This is a genomic window from Alteromonas sp. 4NS20-0143, from assembly GCF_057542855.1.
On sequence record NZ_BAAJLR010000009.1, the window covers coordinates 142,140 to 157,624 of the forward strand.

Consider the following 15,485-nt stretch of genomic DNA (forward strand, 5'->3'; position numbering starts at 1 on the left):
TAACCAAATCAGCGCAATAATGTAGCATAAGAATTTACAAAACATATACGTAATGTTAAGAACTTTTTTAAAAAGTTTGGTTGTTTTATAGCCAAAAATTGCATAAGTCATGAACGACCTAGTCTGGAGGAAAAATATGAAGCAAGTTGCTGTGATTCTAAGTGGAAGTGGTGTCTATGACGGCGCAGAGTTACAAGAAGCCGTCCTCACTTTGCTTGCTATTGAATTAGAAGGAGCGTCATATCAGTGCTTTGCGCCGAATGTAGACCAGCTACATGTAATCAATCACTTAACCGGCGATGTGGTTGAGGGCGAGACCCGAAACGTATTGATTGAGTCCGCGCGCATTACTCGGGGCGACATAAAGCCGTTAACTGAATGCAATGTTGATGAATTTGATGTGTTAGTCTTACCCGGTGGGTTTGGTGCTGCAAAAAATCTATGTACGTTTGCTGTAGATGGTGCCGATTGTTCATTTAATGAAGATGTGTTGACGGTATGTCAGGCATTTGCAAAAGCCAGAAAGCCAGCCGCATATGCATGTATTGCACCTGCACTTGCTGCAAAAGTCTACGGTAACGGCGTAAAACTGACTATCGGCAATGACAAAGGAACGGCAGAAGGGCTAAATGCACTTGGTGCTTCCCACGTTGACTGTGATGTAGATGACGTTGTAATCGACAATGATGTAAAACTGGTGACTACGCCAGCTTACATGCTTGCAGAAAATGTGTCCCAAGCTCACCGCAGTATTTCAAAAATGGTAAAAACGGTACTTGGAATGAAGTAACCGAGAAAAATTAGAAACAGGGAGAAAACAAATCGTTTCTCCCTAAGTCATATAGCCCTATAATCGGCGATATAGCGTATTTCGTTTTCTGTTATTTATTCGCGACTTAACATCGTAAGCCATCATAAAAAGAAAGGCATAATAAAATGCACTACCGTGCCATCGTTCGTATTTTAGGGTTACTCATTGCGTTATTCAGCGTCACAATGATACCCCCCGGTATTGTGTCTCTTATTTACCAAGACGGCAGCGGGCTTCCATTTACGCTTGCGTTTATCCTATGCGTAGTGGGTGGTATGGCGTTGTGGTACCCCAATAGACAACAGAAGAATGACCTACGAGCAAGAGAGGGCTTTTTGATTGTGGCACTGTTTTGGTCGGTGCTGGCGAGTGTTGGTGCTATACCTCTAATATTGCTCGAACAGCCGAGCATGACGGTGACCGACGCGTTTTTCGAGTCGTTTTCTGGATTAACCACAACGGGCGCTACGGTAATAGAGGGTATAGACTTTCTGCCGCATTCCGTTCAGTTCTATCGTCAGCAGCTTCAATGGCTTGGTGGGATGGGGATCATTGTACTGGCTGTTGCGATACTGCCTATTTTAGGTGTTGGTGGCATGCAGCTATACCGTGCTGAAACACCTGGTCCGGTAAAAGACAACAAAATGACCCCGCGTATTGCTGATACTGCAAAGCATCTTTGGTACATCTATCTATCAATTACTATTGCGTGTGCCGGTGCATATTGGCTTGCTGGAATGAATGTGTTTGATGCCATATGCCATGCGTTTTCTACGGTCGCCATTGGCGGGTTTTCAAACCACGATGCCAGTTTAGGCTATTTTTCAAGCCCAATGGTTAATGTGGTGTGTACCGTATTCCTACTTATTGCAGCGCTTAACTTTTCACTTCACTACGCCGCGGTAAGCTCTCGCTCCATGCGAGGCTACTTCAAAGACCCTGAGTTCAAAGCCTTTTTTATCATACAGGCTTCGCTTATCTCCATCTGCTTTTTAGTTCTCACGCTTTCTGGATATTACAGTTCGGCGGAAACGGCCCTTGATCAGGCAATGATTCAGGCCGTTTCAATCAGTACTACAGCAGGTTTCGCAACCACAGATTTCTCGATATGGCCTACGTTCCTACCTATAATGCTGATTTTTTCAAGCTTTATAGGAGGTTGCGCTAGCTCAACCGGTGGCGGACTAAAAGTAGTACGTGTTTGTTTACTGTTCTTACAAGGCAGGCGTGAAGTCGACAGGCTTATCCACCCCAAGGCAGTGTATGCAGTTAAGTTTGGTGACAGAGCCATGCCAGATAAGGTAGTGGAAGCGGTGTGGGGATTCTTCTCTGCCTATGCCATTGTGTTTGTACTTATCATGATAGGGTTGATAGCCACGGGCTTAGATAATTTAAGTGCGTTTACAGCAACAGCAGCAATGCTCAATAACCTTGGACCAGGCTTAGGCAGCGTTGCGGCAAACTATGCAGATGTGACGGATGGCGGCAAGTGGCTACTTGTATTGGCGATGGTATTTGGTCGTTTAGAAGTATTCTCGCTTCTTGTACTATTTTCACCTACATTTTGGCGAAGCTAAGCTTGTATAAGAAGTTCAATATGTCTCAGCCAAAGAAAAACGCGCTGGGCTGAAACAGCTTTTCCACATCGCCGATATACTTCTTATCAACTAAGAACAAAATGATGTGATCGTTAGCCTCAATTTTTGTATCGCTGTGAGCAATAATCACTTGCTCGTCTCTTACTACCGCACCAATAGTTGTGCCAGGTGGTAATTTAATATCACCAATTTGCTTGCCTACGACCTTAGACGTATTTTCATCACCATGGGCAATTGCCTCTATTGCTTCGGCAGCGCCTCTGCGTAGTGAGTAAACGTTCACTATGTCGCCACGCCTTACGTGGGTAAGTAGAGCTGAAATCGTGGCTTGCTGGGGAGAAAAGGCAATGTCAATTTCACCACCTTGTACCAAATCTACATAGGCGCCGCGCTGTATCAGCACCATTGCCTTTTTAGCACCCATGCGCTTGGCGAGCATGGCTGACATAATATTAGCTTCATCGTCGTTGGTAACGGCAATAAAAGCGTCGACCTGTTCTATATTTTCTTCGCCGAGTAGCTCTGGATCTGATGCATCACCGCTAAATACGATGGTTTTATCTAGGTGCGCTGCGAGGTATTTGGCTCGTTCTGGACTAAATTCGATGAGCTTAACGTTGTGGTTATGCTCAAGCTTTTTCGCCAGCCCTGCGCCAATAAGTCCACCACCGGCAATCATGATGCGCTTGTAGCTAGACTCTAACTTTTGCAGTTCACTCATTACGGCGCGTATGTGCTTCGTTGCAGCAATAAAGAATACTTCATCATCTGCTTCTATTACCGTTGTACCTAATGGGCGTATGGGTCGTCCACGGCGGTATATAGCCGCTACTCTCGTTTCCACATTAGGCATGTGGTCTTTAAGGGCTGACAGGGCATGTCCCACCAACAAACCGCCATAATAGGCTTTTACTGCAACAAGACTTGCTTTGCCTTCAGCAAATTCTACAACCTGAAGCGCTCCAGGGTAGTCAATTAATCGTTTAATGGCTTTGGTGACGAGTTGTTCTGGTGCAATGATGTGATCAACAGGAATGTCTTGTTGCTTGTAAAGTTGTGCTTGATAAATGATGTATTGCTCAGAGCGTACCCGAGCAATTTTTGTGGGGGTTTTAAACAGGCTGTAAGCAACCTGACACGCTAGCATGTTACTTTCATCACTGTTCGTTACAGCAATGAGCATATCGGCATCTTCTGCACCCGCACTGCGCAACACGTCTGGATGAGAGCCTACGCCAGTGACTACCTGCAAATCGAGTCTATCTTGGAGCGAGCGAAGAATACTGGGGTCAGAGTCAATAACCGTAATCTCGTTATTTTCACCCACCAAATTTTCGGCTAGTGTTCCACCGACCTGACCCGCACCCAAAATGATGATTTTCATCGTTATTACTTTGCCTTATTACACCGATTCGCCAGACGACTTTACCAGCCTCGCATAATAGAAACCATCCATTTGTTGTTCGCCTGGTAGAATTTGGCGACCCGGATTTTCACTGGTTTCTGTTTTAATAAGAGGGACTAATGTTGCGTCATCTGTTTCTGCAACAAAGCGTTTAATTTGATCTTTGTTTTCTTTTGGCAAAATGGAGCAGGTGGCATAAAGCATGGTTCCACCAGGTTTTAATGTTGTCCAAAGTGCTTCCAGTATCTCTCGCTGTAATGCCGCTAAGTTGTCTATGTCACTGGACTTCCTAAGCCATCGAATATCAGGATGACGACGAATAACGCCGGTAGCAGAGCAGGGAGCATCTAACAAAATACGATCGAACGGTATTCCATCCCACCACTGTGAAGGATTGGTTGCGTCACCTTGCTTTACGTCAACGGTATGTTTTAAACGAGTCATATTTTCATGCACTCGTTGCAAACGCTTTTCATCAGCATCTAATGCTAAACAGTAGGACAGTTTCGGCGCTCGTTCGGCAATATGACCTGTCTTTCCACCTGGAGCTGCACAACAGTCTAGAATTCTTTCTCCATTTTGTGGGTCTAAGTAGCGAGCGGCTAATTGTGCGGCGCCATCTTGAACGGCAAAAAAACCTTTGTCGAAACCAGGCAGTGCAGTTATATCTTCACGATACTTCAGTATAACGCCATCAGGGTGGGATTCACTTAACGAAAACTCAATACCGGCCTGAGTTAACAGCGTTGCAAATTCATCACGTTCGATTTGCTGGGTGTTTACCCTAAGCCATATAGGCGCCATTTCATTAGTTGACTGGCGTATTGTATCGGCACCATCTTGGTATGCGCTTTCTATGGCTTTATAAAGCCATTTAGGCATACCGCTATTAATAATAGGATCGTCGATAGCCTTATCGATGAGTTCTTCACGTTGAAAGTTTCGTAATACTGCGTTTACCAACCCTTTTAAGCCAGTGCCTCCCAAGTACGATGCTGCTGCGACGGTTTCCCCAACAGCGGCATGCTTACTGACTCTTGAAAAGGCGAGTTGGTATAACCCCAGCATAATAAGGTGCTCTATCACCTTTTTGTTACCCTTTAGAGGGCGGTCGAGCAATGTTCTTAGCCAGTATTGCAGTACGGGAAGTTTTCGCATTACACCCAGTGACATCTCTTGAAGCCAAGCATTGTCTCTAGCGTTATGTCGCCGCTGCACACGCTCTAAGCAGTCTCGAGAAGACTTGCCTTGCTCTAGTATTTGATAGATAACCCATGCGCAATCTGCACGCAGGTTCTTTTGTTTAGGTAGCGGAAGGGGCTTCACTTATCGCTCTCTTGACGCAATGAGCGGCCTGTTTCGAACCACGCTTTGCGTGCGTTAATGACATCAGCCGCGGGCAAGGGTTTTTTACCTGGGATTTGCAGAAGCGTAATTGTGAGCGCGCCTTTCCCTGTTGCTACGGTTATTCCCTCTTTGCTGGAATTAACAATGGTACCGGGAGGGGCGTCATTGATAAGCGGTTCGACATACGCCGCCCACACTTTAATATTTTGCTCTTCTACCTTCATCCACGCCACGGGCCAAGGGTTAAACGCTCTGATATTTCTTTCAATTTGCTCTGCGCTGTCTTCCCATTTAATCAAGGCTTCTTCTTTAGATAGCTTTTTCGCGTGGGTCGCAAGCGCATCATCTTGCTTTTGAGGAATTAGCGTTTCAATGCGGTCTAATACATCAACAAGGGCTTTAGGACCAAGTTCGGCAAGTTTGTCGTACATGCTCGCGCTGGTGTCAAGCGGTGTAATGGGTAACGTGGCTATATGCAGCATGTCTCCGGTATCTAACCCTTCGTCCATTTGCATAATGGTAACGCCTGTTTCAGCGTCGCCTGCCCAAATTGCCCGCTGGATTGGTGCGGCACCGCGCCATTTAGGTAAGATAGACCCGTGAACGTTAATACAACCTTGCCTAGGCGCATCTAAGATTACTTTTGGCAGCAATAGTCCGTAAGCGACAACCACCATAATATCGGCATCAAGTGCGCAAAGCGTTTGCTGCGCTTCGTCATCTTTTAAGGAGGCTGGTTGGTAAACGGGTATGTTGTGCTCTTGGGCTAATTGCTTTACCGGGCTTGCAGTAAGTTTTTTTCCTCGACCGGCAGGGCGGTCTGGTTGCGTATAAGCGGCGATAATATTGTGCTCACTGTCAATCAATGCCGACAAGTGTTTAGCTGCAAAATCCGGTGTACCGGCAAAAATAACGTTAAGTGGCGCTGTCACGATTTTCCTTAAGCTTTCGCTGCTAATCTGGCTTCTTTTTCAAGCTTTTTGCGAATACGCTGACGCTTTAGCGGCGAGAGATAATCGATGAAAAGAGTGCCTTTCAAGTGATCGAGTTCATGCTGTATGCAAATTGCTAACAGACCCTCAGCCTCTAATTCAAATGCGTCACCATTTTCGTCAAGCGCTTTAACTGTGATAGTTTCTGCACGTTCAACTTTTGCATAGTTGCCCGGCACAGAAAGACAGCCTTCTTCGCTTATGGTTTCGCCTTCTTTGCGTGTAATTTCAGGGTTAATGAAAACTCGTGGCTCATCTTGCTCTTCCGATACATCCATAACCACTACTCGAACGTGACGGTCGACCTGAGTAGCCGCAAGGCCAATACCCTTTTCGTCTTTCATCGTTTCGAACATATCAGCAACGAGTTGCTTAATTTCATCGTTAACGTCATCTACCGGCTTAGCTACCGTGCGAAGACGCTCATCTGGAAAACTTAATACATCTAATATTGCCATTTGTCGCTTACTTTGCCTTTTCGCTGTATAAATTCATATACGATCTATTTACCAATGCACTTTACAGTGCAGATTTACTAACTATTCTAACGTATAACACAGACTATGGTGCAGTTTTTTGCTCAAGTCCTTTAAGAATACGTGTAACTGTCGATATAGTGGTATTGTCTTAAAAAGCAACAATAAGTGACAGTGAATCTTTTGCAGGTGGTTAATTTGAAAAAGCGATTATACAAATACGGGCGAGTAATGTTGGCTGCAGCTCTGGCAATTTTTGCGCTACCTGTACTCGCGCTGCAGCTAAAAGACAGTGCACCGCAAACTTATACCGTAGAGCGCGGCGACACGCTGTGGGATATCGCTAACATCTTTCTTAACGAGCCTTGGCTATGGCCTGAACTATGGCGAACCAATACGCAAATCGATAATCCCCACTTAATTTATCCTGGTGATGTCATTGTGGTAGGTATGATAAACGGGGAGCCAGTGCTTTCCATCGCCAGAGAGAAACCCTTAGTTTCACTTTCTCCTCAAACAGAAAAACGGGTGAAACCCTCGCCTATTAATACATTGGCTTGGAGCGAGATAGCACCATTTATAAATCAGCACACCATAGTTGATAAAGACAGTTATGAGGTTCTACCGCGAGTGCTTGGCAATAAGGACGCAAATGTGCGTTTTGCCGCCAATAATCTCGTGGTCAGCGAGCCTCAATACAATACCCCAGACCAGTTACGTATCGTAAGAAAGCAATCTATTATAAAAAACCTCGATGGCCGCGAGCTGGGCGTTCAAATCTCACACGTTGCAGATGCGTCAGTGTTTAAAGAATCGATAAGCGATGACTCAATGCTGTTGTCGTTAACTGCCTCGACACAAGAGACAAACTTGGGTGATAAGATTTTTGACGGCGACTTTTCTCACGAGAAAAGCCTGGTGCTTAAGCCCGCAAAGGCGCAAAGAGGCTTTGTTGTCGGCGACCTGCACGACCATGATTTACTCGGTAAATACGACGTGGTTATTCTAGATTTAGGTAACACTGAGGTAGAGCCGGGCACCGTAATGGGTGTATACGCGAAAGGGCCATCAATTATTAACGATGAATTGCCAAAATATACAAACAAATCAGACATGCAAAAAAGTAGAGACTGGTTTGCTAACACCGTTGAACAACCCGCACTCAAGGTGGGAGAGATCATCATTTACAAAACCTTTAATGCGGCAAGCTATGGTTTGATCACGCGGGCGAACACGGGAATTCAACGCGGCTTTATTGTTGCTCACCCCTAACGTTATGCTGTAAACATTGCCGCACCGACTTGGAGCGGCAATGCATCACAATTCTGCATCTATCACAGCACAATCAATGGCGTGGATACGTCTGGCCTCGGCATACAGCGTTGCTACAAAAAAATGGCTGACATTACTAAGTGAGCTTAACTGCAATCCAGAAGCGCTTCTTACATCTACAAGCAAAGCCTCTTTTCTAAAAAGCGCGCCAAAAACTGCAACCCTCTTATTTGACAAAATTTCTGAACAATCAGTTAAAAAAGCACTGATGTGGTTAGATGCAGAAACAGAGCGACATATAATAACGTTTGGGTGTTGTGAGTATCCAGAGATGCTCAAAACGTTAGATAGCCCTCCGCTTGTTCTTTTTGTCATTGGAAATCCGCTGCTTTTGCAACAGCCTCAAGTCGCAATGGTGGGAAGCCGCCGTGCTAGCCATCAGGGAAGAAGCATCGCTGAAGAAATGGCAACAGCACTAGCTGATGCAGGAATAACGGTAACTAGCGGTATGGCGTTAGGAATTGATGCCGCAGCCCATAAAGGTGCGCTTAAAGGGGTAGGCAAAACAATCGCCGTAATGGGAACAGGGCCAGATACAATTTACCCCTATAAACACAGGCCATTACATGCTGATATAATTAATGCTGAAGGCGCTGTTATCACAGAGTTCTTCCCCGGTGTACCCGCTAAAGCCTGGCATTTCCCAAGAAGAAATAGATTAATTGCTGCAATATCGCTCGGAACGCTGGTGGTTGAGGCAAAAATTAAAAGTGGCACCTTGATTACGGCGAATTTGGCCGCAGATCTAGGGAGAGATGTTTTTGCCATTCCCGGAAGCGTATATCATTCTTATTCTGAGGGTTGCCATTGGTTAATCCAGCAGGGCGCTAAATTAGTGACTAACGTCGATGATATCTTTGACGAACTTGCTATAGAGCCCTTGTGTACGAGGAATATCCTGAATGTTGAGAATGAAAAAAGTGAAGTGAATAGCTTGGCAACTGACAAATTATTAGCTAGTGTGGATTACGACGTTACCGCAATAGATGTTATAGCGCAGCGCGGCTCCATGCCTGTACAGCAGGCAATGGCATTATTATTAGAATACGAGTTGTGCGGTTTAGTAACTGCTGTCCCTGGCGGTTACATTAAATTGAGGGGCAAATAAAATGTTCGATATCCTCATGTATCTGTTTGAAAATTTCATCCATAGTGAGACTGAAATTCGTGTCGATCAAGACGAATTGACCGACGAGCTCGTGCGCGCAGGTTTTCATCACGATGAAATATATAAAGCGCTAGCATGGCTAGAAAAGTTAGCCGCCCTGCAAGAGACAGACATCAAGCCTTACTTTTGCAAAGGGATTAATACAAGCTTAAGTCGAATCTATACCCATGAAGAGCAAATGCGCTTGGACGTGGAATGTAGAGGATTTCTGATGTTTCTTGAGCAAGTGAATGTGCTCGATGCATCTACCCGTGAAATGGTAATAGACCGCGTTATGGAAATTGATTCTAACGAGTTCTGTTTAGAAGACTTAAAGTGGGTAGTATTGATGGTTCTGTTCAATGTGCCGGGTAAAGAAAAGGCTTATGCGCAAATGGAAGATTTACTCTTCGAAGAGCCAGATGGTGTTTTACATTAATCTACATGCGTTATTATTCCTAGGGCTCTCTTTGCAGGTACTGTGCCTACAATGCCTGCTTAGCAAAGAGAACGCTTCAAAGTGTGTGTTATAAACCATCATGTCTAAAATTGACCACTCGTTATTTTCTGCTCATGAGCACGCATTAGAAGAAAGCTTTGGTGACTGCCCTGAATGCGGTAAGCCACTTCATATAAAAAATAGTAAAACCGGCCCTTTCATGGGGTGTACCGCATATCCTGAGTGTCACTTCAGTAAACCGTTACATGACAATCAAACCGCTCTCCTTAAAACGTTAGACGGCGTAGCGTGTCCCGACTGTCAATCAGAACTCGGGATCAAAAAAGGCCGCTATGGCATGTTTATCGGTTGCACTAACTTTCCTTCGTGTCACTTTATCGCCCCGTTGAAGCAGCAGGAAGAAACCCAAGTTCGCTGCCCTAAGTGTCAGTCAGGCGAACTAATTTCTCGCACCAGCAAGTTTGGAAAGCAATTTTTTGCGTGCAATCATTATCCTAAATGCCGATATGTGCTAAATTTCGAGCCAGTCAATGAGCAATGTCCAGAGTGTGGTTGGGGCGTATTGATTGATAAGAAAGGTCAATATGTTTGCCCTCAACCATCGTGCGGCTTTAAACAATAATCACCACCTAGAGATAACTATAAATGTCTGATACCCAAAAAGGGCAAGTGGATATATACAATCCAGTTGAGGTCGAGCAGACCTCGGCTGATCCTGTTGTGGAAGCATTTCATGCTGGTAAGTTATTGGTTTACCCAACTGAAGCCGTTATGGGCATTGGATGCGACCCCGATAATAAAGAAGCTGTGGAGTTACTGCTTCAAACTAAGCAACGTTCTGTTGAGAAAGGCGTTATTCTTATAGCGGCCAACTATAGTCAGCTACTGCCTTACGTAAATGACGAAGCGGTATTACAGCACAGGCGTACTGACATCTTTTCAAGTTGGCCAGGTCCTATAACGTGGCTGCTGCCAAAGTCGAAGACAGCACCGTATTGGATTACAGGCTCGCACGATAAAATAGCAGTGCGTGTGACTAATCATCCATTGGTTGCGGACTTATGCAACAAGATTGGTAAGCCCATTGTATCTACAAGTGCAAACTTAGCAGGACAATCACCTACACTTTCTATTGAAGATGCGAGAAGCGTATTTGAAGACAGTGTTACTTACGTAAATGGTGAAGTTGGTGGCAATAAAAAACCAAGTACAATTAGAGACGGTGATACGGGAGAAATAATAAGATCATGAAGCCAGCACAATTACTTGATGGTAAAAAGGCAGCCGATGTTATTGAAACAGTTAAAGCGTATTTATTAAATCTTCAAGACACAATTTGCCAAACCATAGAGTTGGCCGATGGAAAAGGGCAATTTACCGAAGATAGCTGGGTGCGAGAAGAAGGCGGCGGTGGCCGTTCTCGCGTGATGAAAAATGGGGCTGTAGTGGAGCAGGGCGGTGTGAATTTTTCACACGTTTTTGGTAGTCAAATGCCTGCGTCTGCAACCGCTAATCGACCAGAGCTAGCCGGCAGAAATTTTCAGGCAATGGGTGTATCACTTGTCATTCATCCACATAACCCTTACATCCCTACTTCCCATGCCAATGTACGATTCTTTATAGCCGAGAAAGAGGGTGAATCTCCAATATGGTGGTTTGGTGGTGGATTCGACCTAACGCCTTTTTACCCGTTTAAAGAAGACGTTCAACACTGGCACGATACTGCTAAAAAACTCTGCGCGCCCTTTGGTGAAGACGTCTATCCAAAGTACAAAGAGTGGTGCGATGATTACTTTTATTTGAAGCATCGCAATGAGACTCGTGGTGTAGGCGGGCTCTTTTTCGATGACCTTAATGCATGGGGTTTTGACCAGTCTTTTGCCTTTATGCAAGCAGTGGGTAATGGTTATATTGATGCGTATGTGCCCATTATTGAACGACGTAAAAATACTGCATACAGTGAAAGAGAGCGTGAATTTCAGCTATACCGACGAGGGCGCTACGTTGAATTCAACTTAGTATTCGACCGTGGCACGCTGTTCGGTTTGCAGACAGGAGGAAGGACTGAATCAATTTTGATGTCGATGCCCCCATTAGCTCGCTGGGAATACTGTTATTCACCGTCACCAGGTAGCGCAGAATCAAAACTTACCGATTGGTTAAAGCCAACAAATTGGTGAGCATCCACGACGTGAGGTTAGTTGGAGGGCTGAGTGCGGGGCTGAGTGGGGGGTTGAGTGTAGGGCTAATTAAAATGCGACATAGCGCAGCCCACTCAATGCGACAAGCGTTACAGGTGAAAATAACCGAGTCATTGGTTATCTTGGGGGCAGTACAAATAAAGAGTCTATCGACGGTGTTTGATCTACATCAACCTGCGCTGCTATGTTCGTCCAGCGAACTAGGTATATTGCGCTAGATCAATTCCTTGTGTACCAAAGTGGGTAAAGTGGCGTCATCTTATTTAAACACACAAGAGACACACAATGCGTACACATACTCTTTCAGCACTTTGTCTTACTCTGGCAGCTATTGCCCCTTTTGCTAATGCTCATCAGCAGGGTGATTTACTCGTTCGCGGTGGTTTAACGACAGTCGCACCTGACGAGTCTACTTCAAATATTTTAGCGGGTGGCGCAGACTTAGGTGTTGCCCTAAATATCGGTAACGATACTCAGCTGGGTCTCAATATCGCGTATTTTATTACTGACAATATTAATATTGAATTACTAGCGGCCACGCCCTTTAAACACGACGTCGAATTTTCGGTAGCAGACCCACTAGGTACAGGTAACCAACTTGGTGAAGTCACGCACCTACCTCCTACTCTTACCGCAAACTATTACTTCAATGATGCTAGCTCAGCGTTTCAGCCCTACGTAGGAGCGGGAATCAACTATACCTTTATCTTTGATGAAGAATTTACATCGGCTAATAGCGAAGCTGGATTGAACGACTTATCTCTTGATAATTCTTTTGGGTTATCAGCACAGGTGGGTATGGATTATATCGTTGATGACAGTTGGCATGTGAATGCATCGGTGCGCTTTATTGATATTGATACTGAAGCAACTTTTAACGTGGGCGATGCAAGAGGTGCGGTTGAAGATATTGAAATTGACCCTTGGGTTTACACTATATCTGTGGGCTATACCTTTTAGGTAGTTTTATATAATAGTAACTCTAGTGGTAGCTTAGCTTGTAATTGCAACTCTTGTAGTAACGTACCTTGCAGCAGCATTCCAAGTAAAAGCGTGGATTTTTAAAGCGAAGCATTGCACTACGAAAAAGCCGATAAGAGCCTCATCGTCAAAAGAAGACTTGCGCGTTATTATTAGGTCAACACAGCCTAACGATAACGCGCTTTTTTATTTTGAATTGATCATATGTTCTGCTAATTGGTCTAGCGACTGAAGCAGCTGATTGGCGAGCAAAATATCATCGGTGGTGGCAAACATTGCCTTCCTCATACAGTATATCCACTGTGCTTTTAAATTTGGCGTGACAGAAAACGGTAAGTGGCGAGCTCTTAATCTAGGATGACCGAATTGCTGTTGATAATCATCAGGCCCTCCCATCCATAAACTTAAATAAAGAAAGAAGACATGCCTAATTTTATCTAAAGGCATGGGGTGCATAGCCAATAACTCTGATGCTATCGGATCGGTCTCCATGATATCGTAAAACCGGTTGGCTAATTCTCGAACCTTATCTTCTCCACCTAAGCGATAATATGGTGTAGTCTCATTGACCTTATTGTCGCCTTTTCGTTTTGTATTAAAGAAGTCACGTATTCCCATGAAAAAATTCGCCGTATTTGGAAACCCTATTGAGCAGAGTTTATCACCAACCATTCATCAAATGTTTGCTCAGCAATGTGATGAAGCCATTTCATATGAAAAAATATTAGCACCAGAGGGGGGCTTTATCGCAAAGGCGAGGTCTTTTTTGTCACAGCCAGACGCAGTAGGTTGTAATGTCACCATGCCGTTTAAGCTAGATGCATTCAATATGGCGGTGGTCGACGATCAGGCTGCGAAGGATGCCAAAGCAGTAAACACACTGATGAAGGTTGATAATGGCAGTAATGAGACTAATGCAAAAAACAATATAAAAGGCTTTAACACCGATGGAATTGGGCTGGTAAACGACCTTTTAAATAATCACATCGAGCTTAAAAATAAAAGGGTGCTGTTAATTGGGGCCGGTGGTGCGGCGCGAGGCGTGATATCACCTTTGATAGAAGCCTCTATTGCGCAATTAACTATTGCCAATAGAACCAAGGAGAAAGCACAGCAGGTGGCAGATGAAACCGGGCACTCCAATATAGAGGTAGTCACATTAGAAGATGTTAACAATGTAAGACCCCATATTATTATTAACTCTACTGCGGCTAGTCTGGATGGCGAGTTACCTTGTGCTATGTCTGCGGCGTTGTTAGAAGAATGTGATGTGGTCTATGATATGGTTTATAAGAACTCTCCAACAGTGTTCATGCGAGAGGCAAGGTCTCATGGCGTACCAAAAAGTTTAGACGGGTTAGGTATGCTAGTAGAGCAGGCAGCTGCTGCTTTTACTATTTGGACTTCAAAGCAACCAGACACCAATACTGTGGTGAAGAAGTTGCGAGAACTTATAGAGAATTCGTAGAAAGTCTTGAAAGAGTGAAGTACCTAGCATTAACAGGACGTTTCTATACATCGCTTCACTAACGCGTTTCGATTAAACGCTGTGATACAAAATAGAGACTCACTAATATGGTTCACTCTTTCTAAGCTAATACCGTTGCAAAGTGTATTTATAAAAGGGCGTTTGCTGAACGCCCCTTTGTATAGATGCTTGTTAATTATTTTTGTTGCGGGCTCTTGTTAAGAAGCATCTCGCTTACAAGGTAGATACTTGTCTGTGCTGTAACTACCTAGAGGCTATCCTCTATATACTCGTCTTTTAACATAACGTAATTAATCGCAGACTGTTTTAGGAAGGCTGACTCACTGTCTTTTAATGGGCGTTTCTTTTGCATAGGGTTGCCGACATAAAGATAACCACTTTCTAATCGCTTATTAGGGGGCACTAAAGTCCCTGCGCCGATAAACACATCGTCTTCGACAATTGCTCCGTCCATAATAATCGCACCCATACCAACGAGAATTCGATTTCCCAACTGACAGCCATGCAGCATACATTTATGTCCCACGGTGACGTCATCTCCAATAATAAGGGGACACCCCTCAGGAAATTGCGTCGTTCGGCGAGTAACATGAAGTACCGAACCATCTTGGACATTAGTTCTCTCGCCAATCTGTATTTTGTTTACGTCTCCTCTAGCGGCAACTAGCGGCCAGATACTGCTATCATCACCAAGCGTTACATCACCAACCAATACTGAAGAGTCATCAATATAACAGCGCTCTCCTATATTAGGCGCAACTGACTTATATGTACGTAGTGCCACAATACTTATCCTTTCTTAAAACGTAGGGGGTAGTAGTAAACAAATTATGCGAACTAAAGATATAGAATAATAGTTATCTCACGTCATTTATACGTTATAAGTCTTATTGCCGTTATACAAATATTCCCCCCAGCACGCTAATTGGTTTACCTCAATAAGAGAATAACAGTAAAAATAGAGCGAATATTGCGCGTTGTGTGGGATATTTGAGCGAACAGACGAAATATGACAGTTTTTTTAAAATACTTGTTGACGTGAGCGCTCAGATCCCTAAAATGCGCATCCGCTTCGGGGGAAAAGCAAAACGACTTACCCACGAATGCGAGTCTCTACTAACCGTTAAGGCCAGTAAAGACGGGGGTTTCGAAGTAACACTTCAGAAAATAAATTTTCAAAAAGTGTTGACAGCAAAAACTTCCAGCGTATAATGCGCACCTCACTCAAACGGAGTGAGTCACCAAA

The 15,485-nt window shown here is 44.4% G+C and carries 16 protein-coding genes; 10 read left to right on the top strand and 6 right to left on the bottom strand.

What is annotated here, in order from left to right:
• Positions 1–136 precede the first annotated feature (136 nt).
• Complete coding sequence (elbB, locus tag AC27HD_RS16490) at positions 137–790, top strand: isoprenoid biosynthesis glyoxalase ElbB (protein ID WP_032095220.1); 654 nt, start codon at positions 137–139, stop codon at positions 788–790.
• A gap of 146 nt (positions 791–936) precedes the next feature.
• Positions 937–2,388 (top strand): TrkH family potassium uptake protein, encoded by a 1,452-nt coding sequence (locus AC27HD_RS16495; RefSeq protein ID WP_487107186.1) that lies wholly within the window; start codon positions 937–939, stop codon positions 2,386–2,388.
• A 25-nt stretch (positions 2,389–2,413) separates the two neighbouring features.
• Here AC27HD_RS16495 and trkA read toward each other — a convergent pair whose 3' ends face one another.
• Genes trkA through def form a run of 4 tightly spaced genes read right to left on the bottom strand, consistent with a single transcriptional unit; the run spans position 2,414 to position 6,611 of the window.
• Positions 2,414–3,793: a Trk system potassium transporter TrkA gene (trkA, locus tag AC27HD_RS16500; RefSeq protein WP_032095218.1), complete on the bottom strand. Its 1,380-nt coding sequence runs from the start codon at positions 3,791–3,793 to the stop codon at positions 2,414–2,416.
• 18 nt (positions 3,794–3,811) lie between these two features.
• Positions 3,812–5,140, bottom strand: a complete 1,329-nt coding sequence (gene rsmB / locus AC27HD_RS16505; protein ID WP_487107188.1) for a 16S rRNA (cytosine(967)-C(5))-methyltransferase RsmB — start codon at positions 5,138–5,140, stop codon at positions 3,812–3,814.
• A complete protein-coding gene (fmt, locus tag AC27HD_RS16510; protein ID WP_487107189.1) occupies positions 5,137–6,093 on the bottom strand; it encodes a methionyl-tRNA formyltransferase in 957 nt (318 codons plus the stop codon). The genes rsmB and fmt overlap by 4 nt, the downstream gene beginning before the upstream one ends.
• Positions 6,094–6,101: 8 nt before the next feature.
• Positions 6,102–6,611 carry a peptide deformylase gene (def, locus tag AC27HD_RS16515; protein ID WP_487107191.1) on the bottom strand — a complete coding sequence of 170 codons (510 nt, stop codon included), beginning with the start codon at positions 6,609–6,611 and terminating at the stop codon, positions 6,102–6,104.
• Positions 6,612–6,818: 207 nt separating this feature from the next.
• Between def and AC27HD_RS16520 the strand changes: the two genes are divergently transcribed.
• From AC27HD_RS16520 to AC27HD_RS16550, 7 genes are all read left to right on the top strand, one after another.
• Positions 6,819–7,901 (top strand): LysM peptidoglycan-binding domain-containing protein, encoded by a 1,083-nt coding sequence (locus tag AC27HD_RS16520; RefSeq protein WP_487107210.1) that lies wholly within the window; start codon positions 6,819–6,821, stop codon positions 7,899–7,901.
• A gap of 40 nt (positions 7,902–7,941) precedes the next feature.
• The gene (dprA, locus tag AC27HD_RS16525) at positions 7,942–9,069 is read left to right on the top strand and encodes a DNA-processing protein DprA (RefSeq protein ID WP_487107193.1); all 1,128 of its coding nucleotides are present in this window, start codon (positions 7,942–7,944) and stop codon (positions 9,067–9,069) included.
• Between the two features lies 1 nt (position 9,070).
• Positions 9,071–9,547 (top strand): DUF494 family protein, encoded by a 477-nt coding sequence (locus AC27HD_RS16530; protein ID WP_032095212.1) that lies wholly within the window; start codon positions 9,071–9,073, stop codon positions 9,545–9,547.
• A gap of 100 nt (positions 9,548–9,647) precedes the next feature.
• Positions 9,648–10,190 (top strand): DNA topoisomerase family protein, encoded by a 543-nt coding sequence (locus AC27HD_RS16535; protein ID WP_487107195.1) that lies wholly within the window; start codon positions 9,648–9,650, stop codon positions 10,188–10,190.
• A 23-nt stretch (positions 10,191–10,213) separates the two neighbouring features.
• Entirely contained in the window at positions 10,214–10,819 is a 606-nt protein-coding gene (gene tsaC, locus AC27HD_RS16540; protein WP_487107197.1) for an L-threonylcarbamoyladenylate synthase type 1 TsaC, read from the top strand.
• Positions 10,816–11,748: an oxygen-dependent coproporphyrinogen oxidase gene (gene hemF, locus AC27HD_RS16545; protein ID WP_032095209.1), complete on the top strand. Its 933-nt coding sequence runs from the start codon at positions 10,816–10,818 to the stop codon at positions 11,746–11,748. Before tsaC ends, hemF begins: the two co-directional genes overlap by 4 nt.
• Before the next feature lie 306 nt (positions 11,749–12,054).
• The gene (locus AC27HD_RS16550; protein WP_032095208.1) at positions 12,055–12,729 is read left to right on the top strand and encodes an OmpW family outer membrane protein; all 675 of its coding nucleotides are present in this window, start codon (positions 12,055–12,057) and stop codon (positions 12,727–12,729) included.
• A 207-nt stretch (positions 12,730–12,936) separates the two neighbouring features.
• On the opposite strand, the gene AC27HD_RS16555 is transcribed toward AC27HD_RS16550, so the two are convergent.
• Positions 12,937–13,368 carry a group II truncated hemoglobin gene (locus tag AC27HD_RS16555; RefSeq protein ID WP_487107200.1) on the bottom strand — a complete coding sequence of 144 codons (432 nt, stop codon included), beginning with the start codon at positions 13,366–13,368 and terminating at the stop codon, positions 12,937–12,939.
• Between AC27HD_RS16555 and aroE the strand changes: the two genes are divergently transcribed.
• Positions 13,367–14,218 carry a shikimate dehydrogenase gene (aroE, locus tag AC27HD_RS16560; protein ID WP_487107202.1) on the top strand — a complete coding sequence of 284 codons (852 nt, stop codon included), beginning with the start codon at positions 13,367–13,369 and terminating at the stop codon, positions 14,216–14,218. The genes AC27HD_RS16555 and aroE overlap by 2 nt on opposite strands.
• A 268-nt stretch (positions 14,219–14,486) precedes the next feature.
• Here aroE and AC27HD_RS16565 read toward each other — a convergent pair whose 3' ends face one another.
• A complete protein-coding gene (locus tag AC27HD_RS16565; protein ID WP_487107204.1) occupies positions 14,487–15,023 on the bottom strand; it encodes a gamma carbonic anhydrase family protein in 537 nt (178 codons plus the stop codon).
• Between the last annotated feature and the right edge of the window lie 462 nt (positions 15,024–15,485).

Excerpts from the sequence above, each read along its gene's own strand:
- elbB (WP_032095220.1), top strand. The coding sequence starts at position 137 with ATGAAGCAAGTTGCTGTGATTCTAAGTGGAAGTGGTGTCTATGACGGC.
- AC27HD_RS16495 (WP_487107186.1), top strand. The coding sequence starts at position 937 with ATGCACTACCGTGCCATCGTTCGTATTTTAGGGTTACTCATTGCGTTA.
- trkA (WP_032095218.1), bottom strand. The coding sequence starts at position 3,793 with ATGAAAATCATCATTTTGGGTGCGGGTCAGGTCGGTGGAACACTAGCC.
- def (WP_487107191.1), bottom strand. The coding sequence starts at position 6,611 with ATGGCAATATTAGATGTATTAAGTTTTCCAGATGAGCGTCTTCGCACG.
- dprA (WP_487107193.1), top strand. The coding sequence starts at position 7,942 with ATGCATCACAATTCTGCATCTATCACAGCACAATCAATGGCGTGGATA.
- AC27HD_RS16530 (WP_032095212.1), top strand. The coding sequence starts at position 9,071 with ATGTTCGATATCCTCATGTATCTGTTTGAAAATTTCATCCATAGTGAG.
- AC27HD_RS16535 (WP_487107195.1), top strand. The coding sequence starts at position 9,648 with ATGTCTAAAATTGACCACTCGTTATTTTCTGCTCATGAGCACGCATTA.
- tsaC (WP_487107197.1), top strand. The coding sequence starts at position 10,214 with ATGTCTGATACCCAAAAAGGGCAAGTGGATATATACAATCCAGTTGAG.
- hemF (WP_032095209.1), top strand. The coding sequence starts at position 10,816 with ATGAAGCCAGCACAATTACTTGATGGTAAAAAGGCAGCCGATGTTATT.
- AC27HD_RS16550 (WP_032095208.1), top strand. The coding sequence starts at position 12,055 with ATGCGTACACATACTCTTTCAGCACTTTGTCTTACTCTGGCAGCTATT.
- aroE (WP_487107202.1), top strand. The coding sequence starts at position 13,367 with ATGAAAAAATTCGCCGTATTTGGAAACCCTATTGAGCAGAGTTTATCA.
- AC27HD_RS16555 (WP_487107200.1), bottom strand. The coding sequence starts at position 13,368 with ATGGGAATACGTGACTTCTTTAATACAAAACGAAAAGGCGACAATAAG.